Below are 16,487 nucleotides of genomic sequence, written 5' to 3' on the forward strand. Positions count from 1 at the left end.
ATGTAAACTATATCTTATTCTTTTATTAATAAAAATCTGCGCGGATTTTATTTTTAAGGTAATAAAGATAAATTCTATATTAAAATGAAGTTATAGGCAAACTGTTAAACTTTAGTTATTTAGTTATGTAAATCATATCTTATTCTTTTATTAATAAAAATCTGTGCGGATTTTATTTTAAAGTAATATTGATATTCAAACATAAGTAATTGATTTAATGGGATTTGCTCCTAGATGGCTGAAGAAAAGGAATACTTGTTCAATATGTGTAAACTGTTGGACAAAGTCAAATATAGGTTCGCCATAAATATATTAAATTTACATTTAGATTTAATCTAAATGTGAAAATATTTAATTATTATATACAATTACATGACTGTTTGGAAAAAACCTATGCAAAAGCATAGGTTTTTTTCAGGTTGTTGATAAACATATTTTGTAAGTAGCCTTTTAGATTTATTAAAAAAGGAGTTTTAAAATTTATGAATCGAATCTATCCACCTTAAAAAGTTTTAAATCTTCATCAACTTCTCCCAAATATAATTTACTGAGCATTATTCCACCTAATATAGCAAATAAAATGCCGTTCGCACCATATCCTAAACCGTACCATAACTTTGAGTTTCTTGGATCTTTACCTAGAAAACCTAAGTTATCTTGAGTTGATGCAAAAGCACCACAATATCTATATTCTATATCTATATCTATATCTAAATTTGCAAATAAATTTTTTAGTCTTTGTTCTAACTTCTCATAACTTCTAACACATAATTCCTCATTAGATATATCAGGTAAAAAGTTTATATCTTCTCCACCGATTATTATTCTATTATCATTTGTTGTTCTGAAATAGTTGTAGGGGTCTTCATTATCTCTAACACATGTTTTCTTATGAATATCTTCTATATTTTTTATTGGTTTAGTTGCAATATTAAAAGTTGTAGTTTTAATTCCGAAGGCTCGTTTAGTAAAAAGAGTTGTGTTATATCCAGTAGCTACAATAATAATTTTTCCCTTAACTTTATGACCATATATAGTTTCTACTGTAACTCCCTCATCATTATAATTAACATCTATAACTTCAGTATTTTCATACACTCTTAATCCTTTTTCACAGCTTACTTTAAGTAAGCTATGGGTGTATCTATAGGGAGCAAATTGTGCTCCGCCGCCTTTACTTAATACACCAGCCTTCAAGTTAAAAGAAAATGGATTATTGTCTTTATCAATAAATTCTACTGGAAATCCATTTTCCTTTCTAAACTTATACTCTTGTTCAATTATACCTTTTTCTATATCTTTAGATGTATATAAAAGGCTATCTACTCTTTTGAAGTCGCAGGTATTTCCATATTTATTTATAAAGTCTTCGATTTCATCTAATGCTTGTATTCCTAGATTATATGATTTAATAATGTTGTCTATAGATGTATACTTCTTTAGTTCCACAGCATTACTATCAAGTTCGTATTGAAGCAGTGAAGTTGTTATACTAGTACTACCATGAGCGATTCTTGATTTTTCTAATATAGTAGTATTAATATTATTTTTAGTAAAATAGTATCCTAGTATTGCTCCTGTTACTCCACCACCTACTATTATTACATCAGTTTCTATGTCCTCTGTTAAGTATTCGTATTGCTTGGCTGGTTGATTGATGCGAGTAAAAATGCAATCACCTTTTACATACTGTATATTCATAACAATTACCTACTCCCTTATATCTATAATCTAAATTAATATTTTTTAGCTAAAACCATATTTTTCATTAGTGATCTTCTAATAAAATGACCATATCTCTATATTTCTCAGGAACATCAAGTAAATCATATAAATCATTAAAAAACCTTTTGTTTTTTTCAGAGTCAAGTTTCTCCTTCACAGGGGCTTCTAAGTAAGGGATAGTTATTCCTTGTTCCTGTAACATTTCATCTAGCACACTGGTCATTACTCCATAAACATCTTCCACAGGATCGCCTTCTAAATCAGGCATCATAGATTCCGTCTTATATTTATTTACCTTGTGTTTACCCCAGTGTATACTGCAAGTTGGGCTTCCTTCTATTCCTATATAGCAAAGGGGAGTATTATCATTTTTTATAAGCTCACATACCATATCTACGTAGGTTTGAAGTTCATGTCTACAATGTTTTCTAAAGAATATATTATCGTATTGTTGCCGTCCTTGTGGATTTCTCAAGTATCCCATAGCAGTGAATTCAGGGCATGGCAATTGGATAATACTAATTTTTTTGTCTAATAAATAGCTAACTATCTTCTGAGCTAGTGCGAATCCTTTTCCTAATAGATGAACTCTAGTACTAGGATTTAATAAACAATGTGATACTATTATAAAATAGCGATGTTTTTTAGGCATATATTAGTCCTTTCTTTCATCTCTGAAATAAGTAATTATAAATAACACATACATACTTATTATGTAGTCATCTATTTGCACAATTATTATTTACTAAAGCTTAGAACGTGATACTAATAAAGCTTAAAAAAGGTGCCAAAACTCCATTAGGTTGGAATTTTGGCACCTTTTTCAAGCAATTACTACTATACTTGTGATCCAAAGATAGCTACATACTGATTATCTAAGACAAAGCTATTATTTTTATACTTTAAAGTATTTAAAACATAACCTAAAGAGTCTGCATTGTATCTTCCAGCTATTCTTTGATAAGCAAGCAGTTCGTATACTTTATCAGAATCAAAGTCAACTGGATATAAACCACTTAGGGGATTTACAAATCCAGTAATTGGAGCTTTTAGTTTGCCGTTAGAATCATATATTTCATTTAAATAATCAGATCCCCTATTAGATATATCTATAATGTAGCTTGATTTATTTTCATTACTAAGAACTTCAACTTTATAATTGTCTTTATACGTAATCGCATATGTGTATTTATCGTTATATGAATTAAAGTCGAAGAGTAATTTTGCAGTATTGTTAATAAAGGAATATATATAGTAGTACATTATTCCGCCACTACCACCTGAGTTAATTCCTATTAAAATATCAGCGACTCTATTTCCGGTGAAATCTCCTAAAAATAGTGTAGGATTATATCCAGCGTTTTCACTAAGTTTTATGCTAGTAAATCTACCAGTCATTCCATTCTGTATTACAAGGGTAATATTTTGGGTAAATGGACTATCAGGTGTTTTTGTACCAGTTAAATATACATTATCAGGTATTCTATCACCGGTTACATCTCCTCTTGCAGAAGCGATAATATTTCCCTGTCCCATCTTATCTCTATAATAATAATTGTACATAATCACTCCTTTGTATTATCGAGTTTTACATAATACTATATGATATAGATAGTAATGGTGTTACAGATCTTAATGGTATTTTAAGGTCAACCTACCATATGTAAGTTAGGATCATAAGCTATATTTTCAACTATGAAAAGGTTAAATGTAGTTTATTTATTTTATGGGGAAGATATAATAAGTTTAAATGAGATAATTATTGATACAACAGTTAAAGATATGTATAATTAGAGGGGCAATTATACATAGTTTATTGATAATATACATAAATAGTAGACCAAGGGGGATTTAAAATGTTTAACGAGGATAGTGATATAAATATAAAAAAGGCCGATATATTAATTCAAGCATTACCTTATATTCAGAAATTTAATGGAAAAACTGTTGTAGTCAAATACGGCGGAAATGCAATGATAAATGAAGAATTAAAGAATGCAGTAATTAGAGATATTATTTTAATGAGTTGTGTAGGTATAAGAGTTGTTGTAGTTCATGGTGGGGGACCAGAAATTAATGAGTTTTTAAATAGGACTGGTAAAAAAAGTGAGTTTGTTGATGGACTTAGGGTGACAGATGAAGAAACTATGGATATAGTTCAAGCAGTTCTTGCTGGGAAAGTAAATAAGGATTTAGTATCCTTAATTCATAAAAATGGTGGTAAAGCTATAGGGTTATGTGGAGTAGATGCAGGACTTTTAAAGGCGAAAAAAGTATTATCTCAAAATGGAACAGATATAGGATATGTAGGAGAAATAGTAGAAGTGAATGATGCCATCATTGAGCATTGTCTTAATGGAGGGTATATACCGGTTATTTCAACAGTAGCCTTAGGAAAAGAAGACGGGAAGGCATACAATATTAATGCAGATTCAGCTGCTGCAAAGATCAGTATCAAACTTAAAGCTGAAAAATTTATTTTAGTTACGGATGTACCAGGAGTATTAAGAGATCCAAAAGATGAAAGCAGTCTTATTACACAACTAAATATAGAAGACATTGATCAGTTAATAGAAAGTGAAGTAATAACTGGGGGTATGATTCCAAAAATTAATTGTTGTATGGAATCAGTTAAGGGTGGAGTTACAAGAACGCATATAATTGATGGTAGAGTAACCCACTCCCTATTACTTGAGATTTTTTCAAATGAAGGTGTAGGGACTATGATTTATTAGAAGATTATTGTGATAGAGTAAAGATAAAGCGGATAACAGATGCTATGGCTTTAATATTGTATAATATTTATTAAGTAATCTATCTAAATCTTGACTTATTTTAATAACTTCAGGATCTAATAGATTATCTTTTCTTATAATTAAATCAATCATTTGATTTCTTAGGTGATTTATTAAAGTAAGTAATTCAGTGTATTCTTTCATGTTATCCCTCTTTCTATTAAGGATTAGGTAAAAAGAACAATGGTTCCATTTACCTAATCCTTAACTTTGTCCTAGAACGTATGTTCGCAAAACTATTATATACCATTTTTGCATTTTTGATAAGAGGTTTTTTAAAATTTTTAATTAATTAAATAAATAGCATTATGAGTAGTATAGGTGAAAAGCTAAGTTCCTATAAGGGTTTTATTTCCGAATATTCTATCAATTCTGTAAAAATAGTGGATAGAAGATGAAATTGTGGATTTTTCACTCCATAGTTTACATCATTTAAGTGGTTGTAAAATTCACTATTAATAGATATACTATCATTAGTAAATGGATGTGACATATTGTTATCTTCTATAATAAATGTTTACAGATAATACATGTTTAAAATAGATGAGGTTCAGTGTGTTATATTTTTTACAATAAGATTGCAAATTCACACTATTATTTTAAAAATAAAAGGCTCATAGAAAACGTTTTGATTAACTCAAATATTGATAGATAGATCCCTTAAACCCTAATATTAGCAGCAGTTAAAAGAATAATAAAATTCATGTAGAAAAAACTGACAAAAATTTAACGAGTTTTTCTTAAAGAAGGCTAGATATTTTTTTTAGTTTATGATACAATAAATTCATGGTCAAGCAATCAAAAAAATGGTCAGACCAAAGCAATTTATAAAAGTAAAAATCCGCGCAGAACTTATTATTATTCTTAAAATGCGAATGCATAGTATATTTAGGAGGGATAAAATTGAAAAAAGTCAAAATTTTAACAGCTGCTGAAGCCGCTACTATCGTGCAAGATGGGGATACGCTTGTTACAAGTGGTTTCGTTGGAAACTGTAACCCAGAGGCATTAAGTAAGGCTATAGAAAGAAGATTCTTAGAAACTGGTAGTCCAAAAAATATAACTTTATTCTACCCAGCATCTCAAGGCGATAGAAGTGGAAAAACTGGTGGAGATCACTATGCTCATGAAGGTTTATTAAAAAGAGTAATTGCAGGTCATTATGCTACTGCTCCAACATTAGGAAAATTTGCTCTTGATAATAAATGTGAAGCATACAACTTACCACAAGGAGCTCTAGTATACTTACTAAGAGACATGGCTGGTCACAGACCAGGAACAATCACTCATGTTGGTTTAGATACTTTCATTGACCCTAGAAATGGTGGCGGTAAAGTAAACGCAAAAGCAACAGAAGATTTAGTAGAAGTTATAAATGTTAATGGAGAAGAAAAACTTTTCTACAAAGCTTTCCCAGTAAATGTTGCATTTATCAGAGGAACTTATGCAGATGAATATGGTAATGTAACTGTTGAAAAAGAAGCTGCTACTACTGAAGTTACATCTATAGCACAAGCTGTTAAAAATAACGGCGGAAAAGTTATTGTACAAGTTGAAAAGGTTGTCAAAGCTGGTACATTAGATCCAAGATTAGTTAAAGTTCCAGGAATTTATGTACATGCTGTTGTAGTTGCTGACCCAGCAGATCATGAGCAAGCATTGGGACAAGAATTTAACCCAGCAATTTGCGGAATGACAAGAGAAGCAGTAAGTGAAGATGTAGAAATTAGTCCATTAACTGCTAAGAAAGTTATAGCAAGAAGAGCAGCTATGGAATTAAAAGAAGATACAGCTGTTAATTTAGGAGTAGGAGCACCTGAATACATTGCACAAGTTGCAAATGAAGAAGGAATTGGCGACTACATGACTTTAACTGTTGAATCAGGTGCAATCGGAGGTATCCCTCAAGGAGGTCCTAGATTCGGATCAGCTTTAAATCCAGACGCTATCATTGACCAACCATACCAATTTGATTTCTATGATGGTGGCGGTCTTGATATGGCATTCTTAGGATTAGCAGAATGTGATAAAACTGGAAGTATCAATGTTAGTAGATTTGGTCCAAAACTACCAGGTTGCGGTGGATTTATTAATATAACTCAAAATGCTAAAAAAGTTTTCTTCTGTGGTACTTTCACAGCAGGTGGATTAAAAGTTAAAATAGAAGATGGCAAAGTAGTAATTGAGCAAGAAGGAAGACAAATTAAATTTATAAATGCAGTTGAACAGGTTACATTTAGTGGAAGATATGCTAATAAAAATGGACAACCTGTACTATATATAACAGAAAGATGTGTATTTGAATTAAGAGAAAGTGGACTTCACTTAATAGAAGTTGCACCTGGAATCGATATTCAAACACAAATCTTAGACTTAATGGAGTTTGCTCCTACAATTGATGAAAATGTTAAGATTATGGATGCAAAACTATTTAGAGAAGAAAATATGGGGTTAAAGAAATAATATTAATCCCTTAAAATTGAAGTCTATTCAGGTTTCAAAAATGCTTCTTTAAATGTGTGGATAAGTTAGACAAGTCCAGGGGTAGTATTATATAAAATATCATAATTTACCTTTGGATTAAGTCTAGACTTTAAGATATAATAGAGAGGTAATGTGAAGCTTTGAAATATATTTTTCTTGAAAAAAGAAAAATAACTAAGACAGAGGGAGATACGCTATGTATACAATGGGAATTGATGTTGGTTCAGCTTCTTCAAAAGTTGTAATATTAAAAGATGGAAAAGATATTGTTGCTGGAGAAGTAATTCAAGTTGGAACTGGTTCTTCAGGCCCTAAACGTGCTTTAGAACAAGCTCTTTCAAAAACAGGACTTAATATGGAAGATATGACAACAGTTGTAGCAACAGGCTACGGAAGGTTTGCAATAGAAGATGCAGACAAGCAAATGAGTGAAATAAGCTGTCATGCTAAAGGAATCGCTTTCTTAGTACCAACAGCGAAAACGATTATCGACATTGGAGGTCAGGATGCTAAAGCAATCAAACTTGACAATGACGGTGGAGTTAAGCAGTTCTTTATGAATGATAAATGTGCTGCAGGAACAGGTCGTTTCTTAGATGTAATGGCAAGAGTTTTAGAAGTTGAGCTTAGTGAAATGGCAGAATACGATTCACGTGCAACAGAGCCTGCTACTGTTAGTAGTACGTGTACAGTTTTTGCAGAATCTGAAGTAATATCTCAGCTTTCAAAAGGAGTTTCCATAGAAAATATTGTAGCTGGTGTTCATCAATCAGTTGCTAGCAAAGCTTGTGGACTTGCTTATAGAGCAGGTGTAGAAGATGATGTTGTTATGTGTGGCGGTGTTGCACAAAACGCAGGAGTTGTTAGAGCAATTAGTAGAGAACTAAAAAGACCAGTGATTGTAGCGCCAAACCCGCAAATCACAGGTGCACTTGGTGCAGCGTTGTTTGCTTATATAGAAGCAAGTAAAAAGGTAGTTAATGAAGCTTAAAAATTATTTAATTATATATTAAAAAATTTTAAAAAAAAAAGAAAAGAGGGGTAAAAAATGACTGATATATCAACTATGAATTCAAAACAGTTATTAGCTTACTATCAAGAAAAATTAGATGAAGAAGCAAGACAAGCCAAAGCCGAAGGTAGACTAGTTTGTTGGTCAGCATCAGTTGCACCACCAGAATTTTGTGTAACTATGGGTATTGCAATGGTATATCCTGAAACACACGCTGCTGGTATAGGAGCAAGAAAAGGTGCAATGGATATGCTTGAAGTTGCAGACCAAAAAGGATACTCATTAGATACATGTTCTTATGGAAGAGTAAACATGGGATACATGGAACTTTTAAAAGAAAAAGCAGCAACAGGAGTTACACCTGAAAAACTTAAAAATTCTCCAGCTGCAGATGTACCACTTCCAGACCTTGTAATAACATGTAATAACATTTGTAATACATTACTTAAATGGTATGAAAATCTTGCAAAAGAATTAAATATTCCTTGCATAATAATCGACGTGCCATTTAACCACACAATGCCAATTCCACAATACGCTAAAGATTATATAGTAGGACAATTTGGAAAGGCAATTTCTCAACTTGAAGAAATTACTGGAAAGAAATTTGACTACGATAAATTCTTAGAAGTACAAAAACAAACTCAACGTTCAGTTGGTCAATGGAACAGATTAGCTGATATGTTAAAATACAAACCATCTCCATTAAATGGTTTCGATCTTTTCAACTTCATGGCTCTTATTGTTTGTGCTAGAAGTTTAGAATATGCTGAAATCACATTTAAGAAGTTTGCTGATGAATTAGATGAAAATATGAAAAATGGTATCTATGCATTCAAAGGCGCTGAGCAAAAACGTATAACTTGGGAAGGTATAGCTGTTTGGCCACACCTTGGACATACATTTAAAACATTAAAGAATGAAGGAACTATAATGACTGGTTCTGCATATCCAGGACTTTGGAACTTAACTTATACTCCAGGAGATATGAGTTCAATGGCAGAAGCTTACACTAGAATATATATCAATACTTGTGTTCAAAACAAAGTAAAAGTTCTTGGCGATATAGTTGAAAACGGAAAATCTGACGGTATCATCTATCACCAAAACAGAAGCTGTAAGTTAATGAGCTTACTAAACGTAGAAACAGCTGAAATAATCCAAAACAGAAATGGATTACCATATGTAAGCTTTGACGGAGACCAAACTGATCCTCGTAACTACGCTCCAGCACAATATGAAACACGTGTTCAAGCTTTAGAGGAAATGATGAATCAAGAGCAAGGAGGACAAAAATAATATGAGTAAAATAGATAGTATTATACAAGAATTAGATCAAATTTCAAACAATCCTAGAAAAGCTATAGAAGATTTTACAAAAGAAACTGGTAAAGGTGCAGTAGGTGTAATGCCTGTTTACGCTCCAGAAGAATTAATACATGCAGCTGGTTTTCTTCCAATAGGTATCTGGGGAGGACAAAAGAGTATTTCTAAAGCTCGTGCATATTTCCCACCATTTGCTTGTTCAATAATGCAATCAGTTATGGAACTTTCACTTGAAGGTGCATATGACGACTTAAAAGCTATACTTTTCTCAGTACCATGTGATACATTAAAGAACTTCAGCCAAAAGTGGAAAGGTACATCACCTGTAATCGTGTTTACTCACCCACAAAACAGAAAATTAGAAGTTTCAAATGCATTCCTTGTTGAAGAATTCAAGCTTGTTCGTCAAAAACTTGAAAGAATATTAAACATCCAAATTACAGATGAAGCAATAAACAATAGTATTGAAATATACAACGAAAACCGTAAAGCTATGCGTGAATTCTCAGAACTTGCTGCTGAGTATCCACAAGTTATTGACCCAATCAAACGTCATGCTGTAATTAAAGCAAGATGGTTTATGGAAAAATCAAAACACACAGCTTTAGTAAAAGAATTAATAGCAGAAGTTAAAGCATTACCTGTTGAGCCATGGACTGGTAAGAAGGTTGTATTAACTGGTATTACTGCTGAACCAAATGAAGTATTAGAAATATTCAAAGAAAATGGATTAGCTATAGTTGCAGACGATCTTGCACAAGAAACAAGACAATTTAGAATAGATGTACCAGCAGGATCAGACCCATTATATAGATTAGCTAAATGGTGGCAAGATTTTGACGGATGTTCTCTTGCAACAGATCCAGAAAAACCAAGAGGCCAAATGCTTATCGATACAGTTAATAAATATAAAGCAGATGCAGTTGTTGTCTGTATGATGAAATTCTGTGACCCAGAAGAATGGGATTACCCAATATACTATGCAGAACTTGAAAAAGCTGGTATTAAGAGCTTATATATAGAAATCGATCAAGAAGCAACAGCTTTCGAGCAAATTAAAACTAGGGTACAAAGTTTCGCTGAAATGGTTTAAATTTTAAAGAAATAATAATGTATCCGTCCCTGCCTTATTAATTAGGGTAGGAATGGATACTATTATTTTGGATTTGAAATTTATTACTATAAAATTACAAAGGGAAAAGGAGTGTGTAATTATGTTAGCACTAATTGCTTTAGTACCTATCCTTGTTATAGGTATATTAATGCTAGGGTTTAACTTACCATCAACAAAGGCTATGCCTGTAGGATTTGTTTTGGCTGCTATTATAGCAACTATATTCTGGGATATGCCAAGCAAATGGATAGCAGCAGCTACTATTAGTGGAGGTATTAATACTATTGATATATTAATAATAGTTTATGGTGCCTTATTAATACTAGCAATCATGAGAAAGAGTGGCGGTATTGATGGAATAGCTCACTCAATGGCAACTGTATCTTCAGACAGAAGAGTTCAAGTTATCATCATTGGTTTCTTAATGGGAGCTTTCTTTGAAGGAGCAGCAGGATTTGGAACTCCAGCAGCAGTAGCAGCACCTCTATTAGTTGGTTTAGGATTCCCTCCACTAGTAGCAGCAATGGTTGCATTAATTGGTAACAGTACACCAGTTACTTATGGTGCAGTAGGTACACCAATAATAGGTGGATTTAACAACTTAGAAGCAATGGCAGCAGAATCAGGATATACAAAGGGTATAATTGAATTATTAAAAGCAGTAGGTGGATTTGCAGGTCTATTAGATTTCGTTGTAGGTTCTTTTATTCCTCTAGTTATGGTTTGTGTTATGACTTTAATAATAGACAAGAGCATTAAAAAAGGATTAGAAGTATTACCATTGGCATTATTCGGAGGATTTATATTTACAATACCACAAGTACTAATTGCTAATTTTGTTGGACCAGAACTTCCATCATTATTAGGAGCATTAATTGCAATACCAATATTCGTTATATCAATTAAAAAAGGATTATTTATACCTAAGTCTAACTGGGATTTCAAACCTATGGATCAATGGGATGAAGACTGGGTAGGAGATATTAAACCAGGTGTTTCAGGAGATGGTAATAAAGAAGTTATGAGTGCTGCTAAAGCTTGGGGACCATATATATTAATAGGTGTATTACTATTAATAGGACGTTTAAAATGGTTAGGTGTAACTCCATTACTTAAAGTGTGGAGCATAGGATGGAGCAACATCCTTGGAACAACAATAAGCAGAAGTATCACACCTTTATACAACCCAGGAATTATACCATTTATGTTAGTTGCATTATTAATTCCAGCTATGCATGGACTTGATTCAAAAGAAGCTTTCAAAGCTTGGGGAGAAACATTAGGACAAATTAAGTCAGCGGCAATAGCATTATTCTTTGCATTAGGTATGACTTATATATTAATGAATTCAGGTGCAGCTACAGGTACAGACTCTATGCTAATTGTTATGGCTAAGGCTGCAGCAGGAATAGCAGGAGGTTCTTGGTATATAGTAGCACCAATCGTAGGATCACTAGGTTCATTTATTTCAGGTAGTGCTACAGTTTCAGACATTATGTTTGGAGGATTACAATTAAGCGCAGCTAAGGAAATAGGACTTCCAATTACACCAATACTTGCTCTACAAGCTAATGGAGCAGCAGCAGGAAATATGATCTGCGTACACAATGTTGTTGCGGTTTTAACAACAGTTGGATTAATGGGTAAAGAAGGAAAAGTTCTAAGAAATAATATGAAAATTTGTATAGGTTATTGTGTATTATCAGGAATTGCCGCTATGATTATTGTTAAAGTATTCATGCCAGGTATATTCTAAAATACCATAAATCTATGTTATTATATATATATAATAACAACTTAGTATAAGCATAATAAATTATCATATTTTAAGGACTGTCTCAGCAATGAGGCAGTTCTTTTTATGTGCAAAAATTTGAAAAAACTTAAGGGAAATTTTTCAAAAAATTATATGTTGTAAATTTAATAAATTATTGATATTCTGTATAAGTGAATTTATTTTATAATTATATTTTTACCTTGTAGAATTGAGGATTAAAGGTATTTTTACAGATATAAATCATATTAATAATTGTTCAGTTTTAATATAAATATATTGGGGGTAGATCGATGAAACATTTAAAAATTGCTTGCACCATAGAGGCTAAGAATTACATTAGTACTAAGAGAGATGTAGTTTTAGCTAAGGATACTGACTATACAGATGTAGCTGTAGTTGTAGTAACTGATTCGGATAAGGATATTATTGAGGAAATATATAACACAAAGTTTGAAATTCCAGTGTTTCTTATTTCGAAGGTTTCAGATAAGCTTAGCAGTGAATCTGTAAAAAAAGTTTATGGTGTAATTGATGGTAATAATTTTGATGCAGAAGCATTTAATAGAGACATCGAAACTGCTGCAAAGCAGTACGAAGAAAATCTATTACCACCTTTTTTTAAAATGTTAAGTAACTATGTAGAAAATGGAAATCTACAATTTGCTTGCCCAGGACATCAAGGAGGACAATATTTCCGTAAACATCCAGCAGGAAGATATCTTTATGATTTTTATGGTGAGAATATTTTTCGTTCAGATTTTTGCAATGCGGATGTTGCACTGGGAGACTTGCTTATACATGAAGGCCCTGCAATGGAAGCTGAACAATATGCGGCTAAAGTATACAATGCTGATAAAACTTATTTTGTAATGAATGGAACTAGCACTGCTAATGCTGTAGTTATAAATGCAATAGTTGCTCCTGGTGATCTAGTTTTATTTGATAGAAATAATCATAAATCAATATACAATGCAGCTTTGGTTCAATCAGGAGGTAATCCTGTATATCTTCAAACTGTTCGTAACCCATTTGGATTTATTGGTGGTATTGACGAGCATTGTTTTGATGAACATTATATAAGAGAAGAAATAGCTAAAGTAGACCCTGAGAAAGCTAATGCAAAAAGGCCTTTTAGAATTGCTGCAATTCAACTTGGAACTTATGATGGAACAGTTTATAATGCTAGACAAGTAGTAGACAAAATTGGACATCTATGCGATTATATCTTATTTGACTCAGCTTGGGTTGGATATGAGCAATTTATTCCTATGATGAGAGATTGCTCACCATTATTACTTGATTTGAAAGAAGATGATCCGGGAATATTAGTAACTCAATCTGTTCATAAACAACAGGCTGGATTTTCACAAGCATCCCAAATTCATAAGAAAGATAATCACATTAAAGGTCAAAAACGTTATGTAGAGCATAAACGATTAAATAATTCATATATGCTACATGCCTCTACAAGCCCCTTTTATCCGCTCTTTGCAACACTAGATGTTAATGCAAGAATGCAGGCAGGTGAAGCAGGAAAGAGACTATGGGCAGAGTGTGTAAAGATGGGTGTGGAAGCTAGAAAAGAAGTTATAAAAAACTGTACTTTAATGAAACCATTTATCCCACCAGTTGTAAACGGGAAGAGATGGGAAGAATATGATACAGAAGAGATTGCAAATAATATAGAATTCTTTAAGTTTCGCCCAGGTGAAAAATGGCATTCTTTTGAAGGATATGGAGAGAATCAATATTTTGTTGACCCAAATAAATTTATGTTAACAACACCGGGAATTGATGCTGAAAGTGGAGAATATGAAGAGTTTGGTATACCTGCAAATATTCTTGCAAATTATTTAAGAGAACATGGAATTATACCAGAAAAAAGTGATTTGAACTCTATATTGTTCTTATTAACTCCAGCAGAAACTCCTGAAAAGATGAATAGACTTGTATCAGAAATTGCTCGATTTGAAGAGCTTGTATTAGAAGATGCATTATTAAGTGATGTATTGCCAAAACTTTATAATAGCAATATAGAGCGTTATAAAGAGTATACAATAAGAATGCTATGTCAAGAGATGCATGATTTTTATAAGAATCATGATGCAAAGACATATCAAAAGAATTTATTTAGAGCAGCTTCCTTTGCAGATAGTGAAGTAAGTTATCATAATGTTAATGAGGAAGCCTTAGATGAAGTGGCATCAGCTTTAGATGGTGTTCAAAAGGTTTCAAGAGGAAAACGAGTAATGAGTCCTCAAGAAGCTAAATGGGAGCTCGTACGAAATAATGCTAAACTAGTTCCTTTAGATAAAATTTTAGGTGAAGTAGCCCTAGAAGGTGCTCTTCCATATCCACCTGGAGTATTTTGTGTAGTTCCAGGGGAAAGATGGTGTAGTGTTGCCCAAAAATACTTCTTAATATTAGAAGATGGAATTAATAAATTTCCAGGTTTTGCTCCAGAAATTCAAGGAGTATATTTAGAAAAAGAAGAAGATGGCTTTAAAGCATATGGATATGTACTAGATAAACAATAATGAACTATAAAACTTCTAACCAATCTTAAAAATGGTTAGAAGTTTTTATTTTAGTTACATCTGAATAATTTAAATAAAAGTGCACATATATAAATTATAACAAAAGTAAAGGAAGTGCAGATATGCTTTTAGATATACCTAAAATAGAAGAAATACAGACAAAGGATGGCAATGCTAGAATTAAGTTTGATACATTTAATCAAAGAATCAAAATTGTAAGTTTTAAAGGTAGTTTAGAAAATCTAATGGATGAACTTAAATTTTATTCTAGGAAAGATACTATTGGAAAGATATTTTCTATAATATCTAAAGAAGATATAAGTATATTTAAGGAGCAAGGCTTTATAATAGAAGCTAAAATTGATCAGTTTATTAAAGGTGAACCAGGATATCTTTTATCTAAATTTATAACACCAGAACGAAAAATGAGTATGACTTTACCAGAAGAAGAAGAAGTCCTCATTATATCAAGAGAGTATATTAGCCAAGACTATACTCATACAAATTATGAAGCGTATACTATTAGAGATGGAATGAAAGAAGATGCAAATGAATTAGCAAAATTATATGATAAGGTATTTGAAACTTATCCGTCACCTATGAATGATCCAAATTATATTCAATATGCTATGGACAATAATGTATTTTTTAAAGTAGCCCTTTATGAAAATAAGATAGTAAGTGCAGCTTCTGCTGATATAGATCCTATTAATTTAAATTCAGAAATGACAGATTGTGCAACCCTTAAAGAACACAGAGGATCTGGACTTATGGGACATTTAATTTTTGAACTTGAAAGAGATTTAAAATCAAGAGATTATAAAGTACTCTATAGTACAGCTAGAGCCACTTCAACTGGAATGAATATTGTATTTGCAAAGCATGATTATGCATATGGTGGTAGATTAATAAATCACTGTCATATTTGTGGTCAGTTTGAAAACATGAATATATGGGTAAAAATATTGTAGAAATTCAAATTTTATAATTCCTTACATAGTATAATTATCCGTAGAAAAAGGTGATATATTATAAACGTTAAATTGGTTTATAATATATCACCTTTAATATGTTAATTACATATTAGATAAAACTTGTATAACCTCATTTATATCGGGTAACTGTTCAGGTGGGTAAACCTTAACCCATTTAACTTTGCCATTTTCATCTATTATAATATTTACTCGATCTGAGACACCAAGTGCTTCGTCAAATATCCCATATTCTTTTGCAACTTTTCCATGAGGCCAAAAATCTGAAGGAAGAGCTATATTCTCAATTACAAGTGCTGTTGCCCATGCTTTTTTGCAAGGAGAAGGATCAACACTAAATCCAAGAGGAACTGTATTTAACTTCTGAAATGTTTCCCAATTATTTTCTAAGGATCTCATTTGATCGGTACAAACTGGTGTCCAGGCAAGTGGATGCCAAGAGAGCAATACCTTCTTTCCACGATAGTTTGAAAGACTTATATCTTGTTCATTAATATCCTTTACAGTGAAATTTGGTGCATCACTACCGACTGCAATAACTTTCATTAGTATATACTCCTTTCTAATACGTAAATATATATATAAGATGTCCTAGATAGATAAGTTTTATGTAAGTTATAAGGTAGTAGAAAAGAAGAAAATCTAAATCTTAGCTTGACAATAACAATATAAACAGCTATGTTTATATTGCGACGACATTATCGTCGGATGATTATTCACAAGTA

General features: G+C 32.0%; 13 protein-coding genes. 8 read left to right on the forward strand and 5 right to left on the reverse strand.

Annotated elements, in window-relative coordinates; all coding sequences use genetic code 11:
* Window positions 1-480: 480 nt before the first annotated feature.
* The 3 genes from ACX0KU_RS09965 to ACX0KU_RS09975 all read right to left on the reverse strand — a co-directional run bounded on the left by ACX0KU_RS09965 (window position 481) and on the right by ACX0KU_RS09975 (window position 3,288).
* On the reverse strand, window positions 481-1,701 hold the full coding sequence (locus ACX0KU_RS09965) for an NAD(P)/FAD-dependent oxidoreductase (protein ID WP_472989715.1): 1,221 nt from the start codon (window positions 1,699-1,701) through the stop codon (window positions 481-483).
* A 67-nt stretch (window positions 1,702-1,768) separates the two neighbouring features.
* The gene (locus ACX0KU_RS09970; protein WP_472989716.1) at window positions 1,769-2,377 is read right to left on the reverse strand and encodes a hypothetical protein; all 609 of its coding nucleotides are present in this window, start codon (window positions 2,375-2,377) and stop codon (window positions 1,769-1,771) included.
* A 185-nt stretch (window positions 2,378-2,562) separates the two neighbouring features.
* The gene (locus tag ACX0KU_RS09975) at window positions 2,563-3,288 is read right to left on the reverse strand and encodes a VCBS repeat-containing protein (RefSeq protein ID WP_472989717.1); all 726 of its coding nucleotides are present in this window, start codon (window positions 3,286-3,288) and stop codon (window positions 2,563-2,565) included.
* 293 nt (window positions 3,289-3,581) lie between these two features.
* Here ACX0KU_RS09975 and argB point away from each other — a divergent pair, with 293 nt between their 5' ends.
* Complete coding sequence (gene argB / locus ACX0KU_RS09980) at window positions 3,582-4,460, forward strand: acetylglutamate kinase (protein ID WP_472989719.1); 879 nt, start codon at window positions 3,582-3,584, stop codon at window positions 4,458-4,460.
* A gap of 42 nt (window positions 4,461-4,502) precedes the next feature.
* On the opposite strand, the gene ACX0KU_RS09985 is transcribed toward argB, so the two are convergent.
* The gene (locus ACX0KU_RS09985; protein WP_472989721.1) at window positions 4,503-4,664 is read right to left on the reverse strand and encodes an aspartyl-phosphate phosphatase Spo0E family protein; all 162 of its coding nucleotides are present in this window, start codon (window positions 4,662-4,664) and stop codon (window positions 4,503-4,505) included.
* A 759-nt stretch (window positions 4,665-5,423) separates the two neighbouring features.
* Here ACX0KU_RS09985 and ACX0KU_RS09990 point away from each other — a divergent pair.
* From ACX0KU_RS09990 to ablB, 7 genes are all read left to right on the forward strand, one after another.
* A complete protein-coding gene (locus tag ACX0KU_RS09990; protein WP_472989723.1) occupies window positions 5,424-6,983 on the forward strand; it encodes an acyl CoA:acetate/3-ketoacid CoA transferase in 1,560 nt (519 codons plus the stop codon).
* Window positions 6,984-7,200: 217 nt separating this feature from the next.
* Window positions 7,201-7,995: an acyl-CoA dehydratase activase gene (locus ACX0KU_RS09995; RefSeq protein ID WP_472989724.1), complete on the forward strand. Its 795-nt coding sequence runs from the start codon at window positions 7,201-7,203 to the stop codon at window positions 7,993-7,995.
* A 57-nt stretch (window positions 7,996-8,052) separates the two neighbouring features.
* Entirely contained in the window at window positions 8,053-9,315 is a 1,263-nt protein-coding gene (locus ACX0KU_RS10000; RefSeq protein ID WP_472989725.1) for a 2-hydroxyacyl-CoA dehydratase subunit D, read from the forward strand.
* A 1-nt stretch (window position 9,316) separates the two neighbouring features.
* Window positions 9,317-10,435 carry a 2-hydroxyacyl-CoA dehydratase subunit D gene (locus ACX0KU_RS10005; protein WP_472989726.1) on the forward strand — a complete coding sequence of 373 codons (1,119 nt, stop codon included), beginning with the start codon at window positions 9,317-9,319 and terminating at the stop codon, window positions 10,433-10,435.
* Between the two features lie 121 nt (window positions 10,436-10,556).
* On the forward strand, window positions 10,557-12,212 hold the full coding sequence (locus ACX0KU_RS10010) for an L-lactate permease (RefSeq protein WP_472989728.1): 1,656 nt from the start codon (window positions 10,557-10,559) through the stop codon (window positions 12,210-12,212).
* A gap of 311 nt (window positions 12,213-12,523) precedes the next feature.
* Complete coding sequence (speC, locus tag ACX0KU_RS10015; protein WP_472989729.1) at window positions 12,524-14,770, forward strand: ornithine decarboxylase; 2,247 nt, start codon at window positions 12,524-12,526, stop codon at window positions 14,768-14,770.
* Window positions 14,771-14,892: 122 nt separating this feature from the next.
* On the forward strand, window positions 14,893-15,741 hold the full coding sequence (ablB, locus tag ACX0KU_RS10020) for a putative beta-lysine N-acetyltransferase (RefSeq protein ID WP_472989730.1): 849 nt from the start codon (window positions 14,893-14,895) through the stop codon (window positions 15,739-15,741).
* A gap of 105 nt (window positions 15,742-15,846) precedes the next feature.
* Here the strand turns inward: ablB and ACX0KU_RS10025 are convergent, their stop codons facing one another.
* Complete coding sequence (locus ACX0KU_RS10025) at window positions 15,847-16,308, reverse strand: redoxin domain-containing protein (protein WP_472989731.1); 462 nt, start codon at window positions 16,306-16,308, stop codon at window positions 15,847-15,849.
* Between the last annotated feature and the right edge of the window lie 179 nt (window positions 16,309-16,487).

It is taken from the genome of Clostridium sp. X, assembly GCF_055755365.1.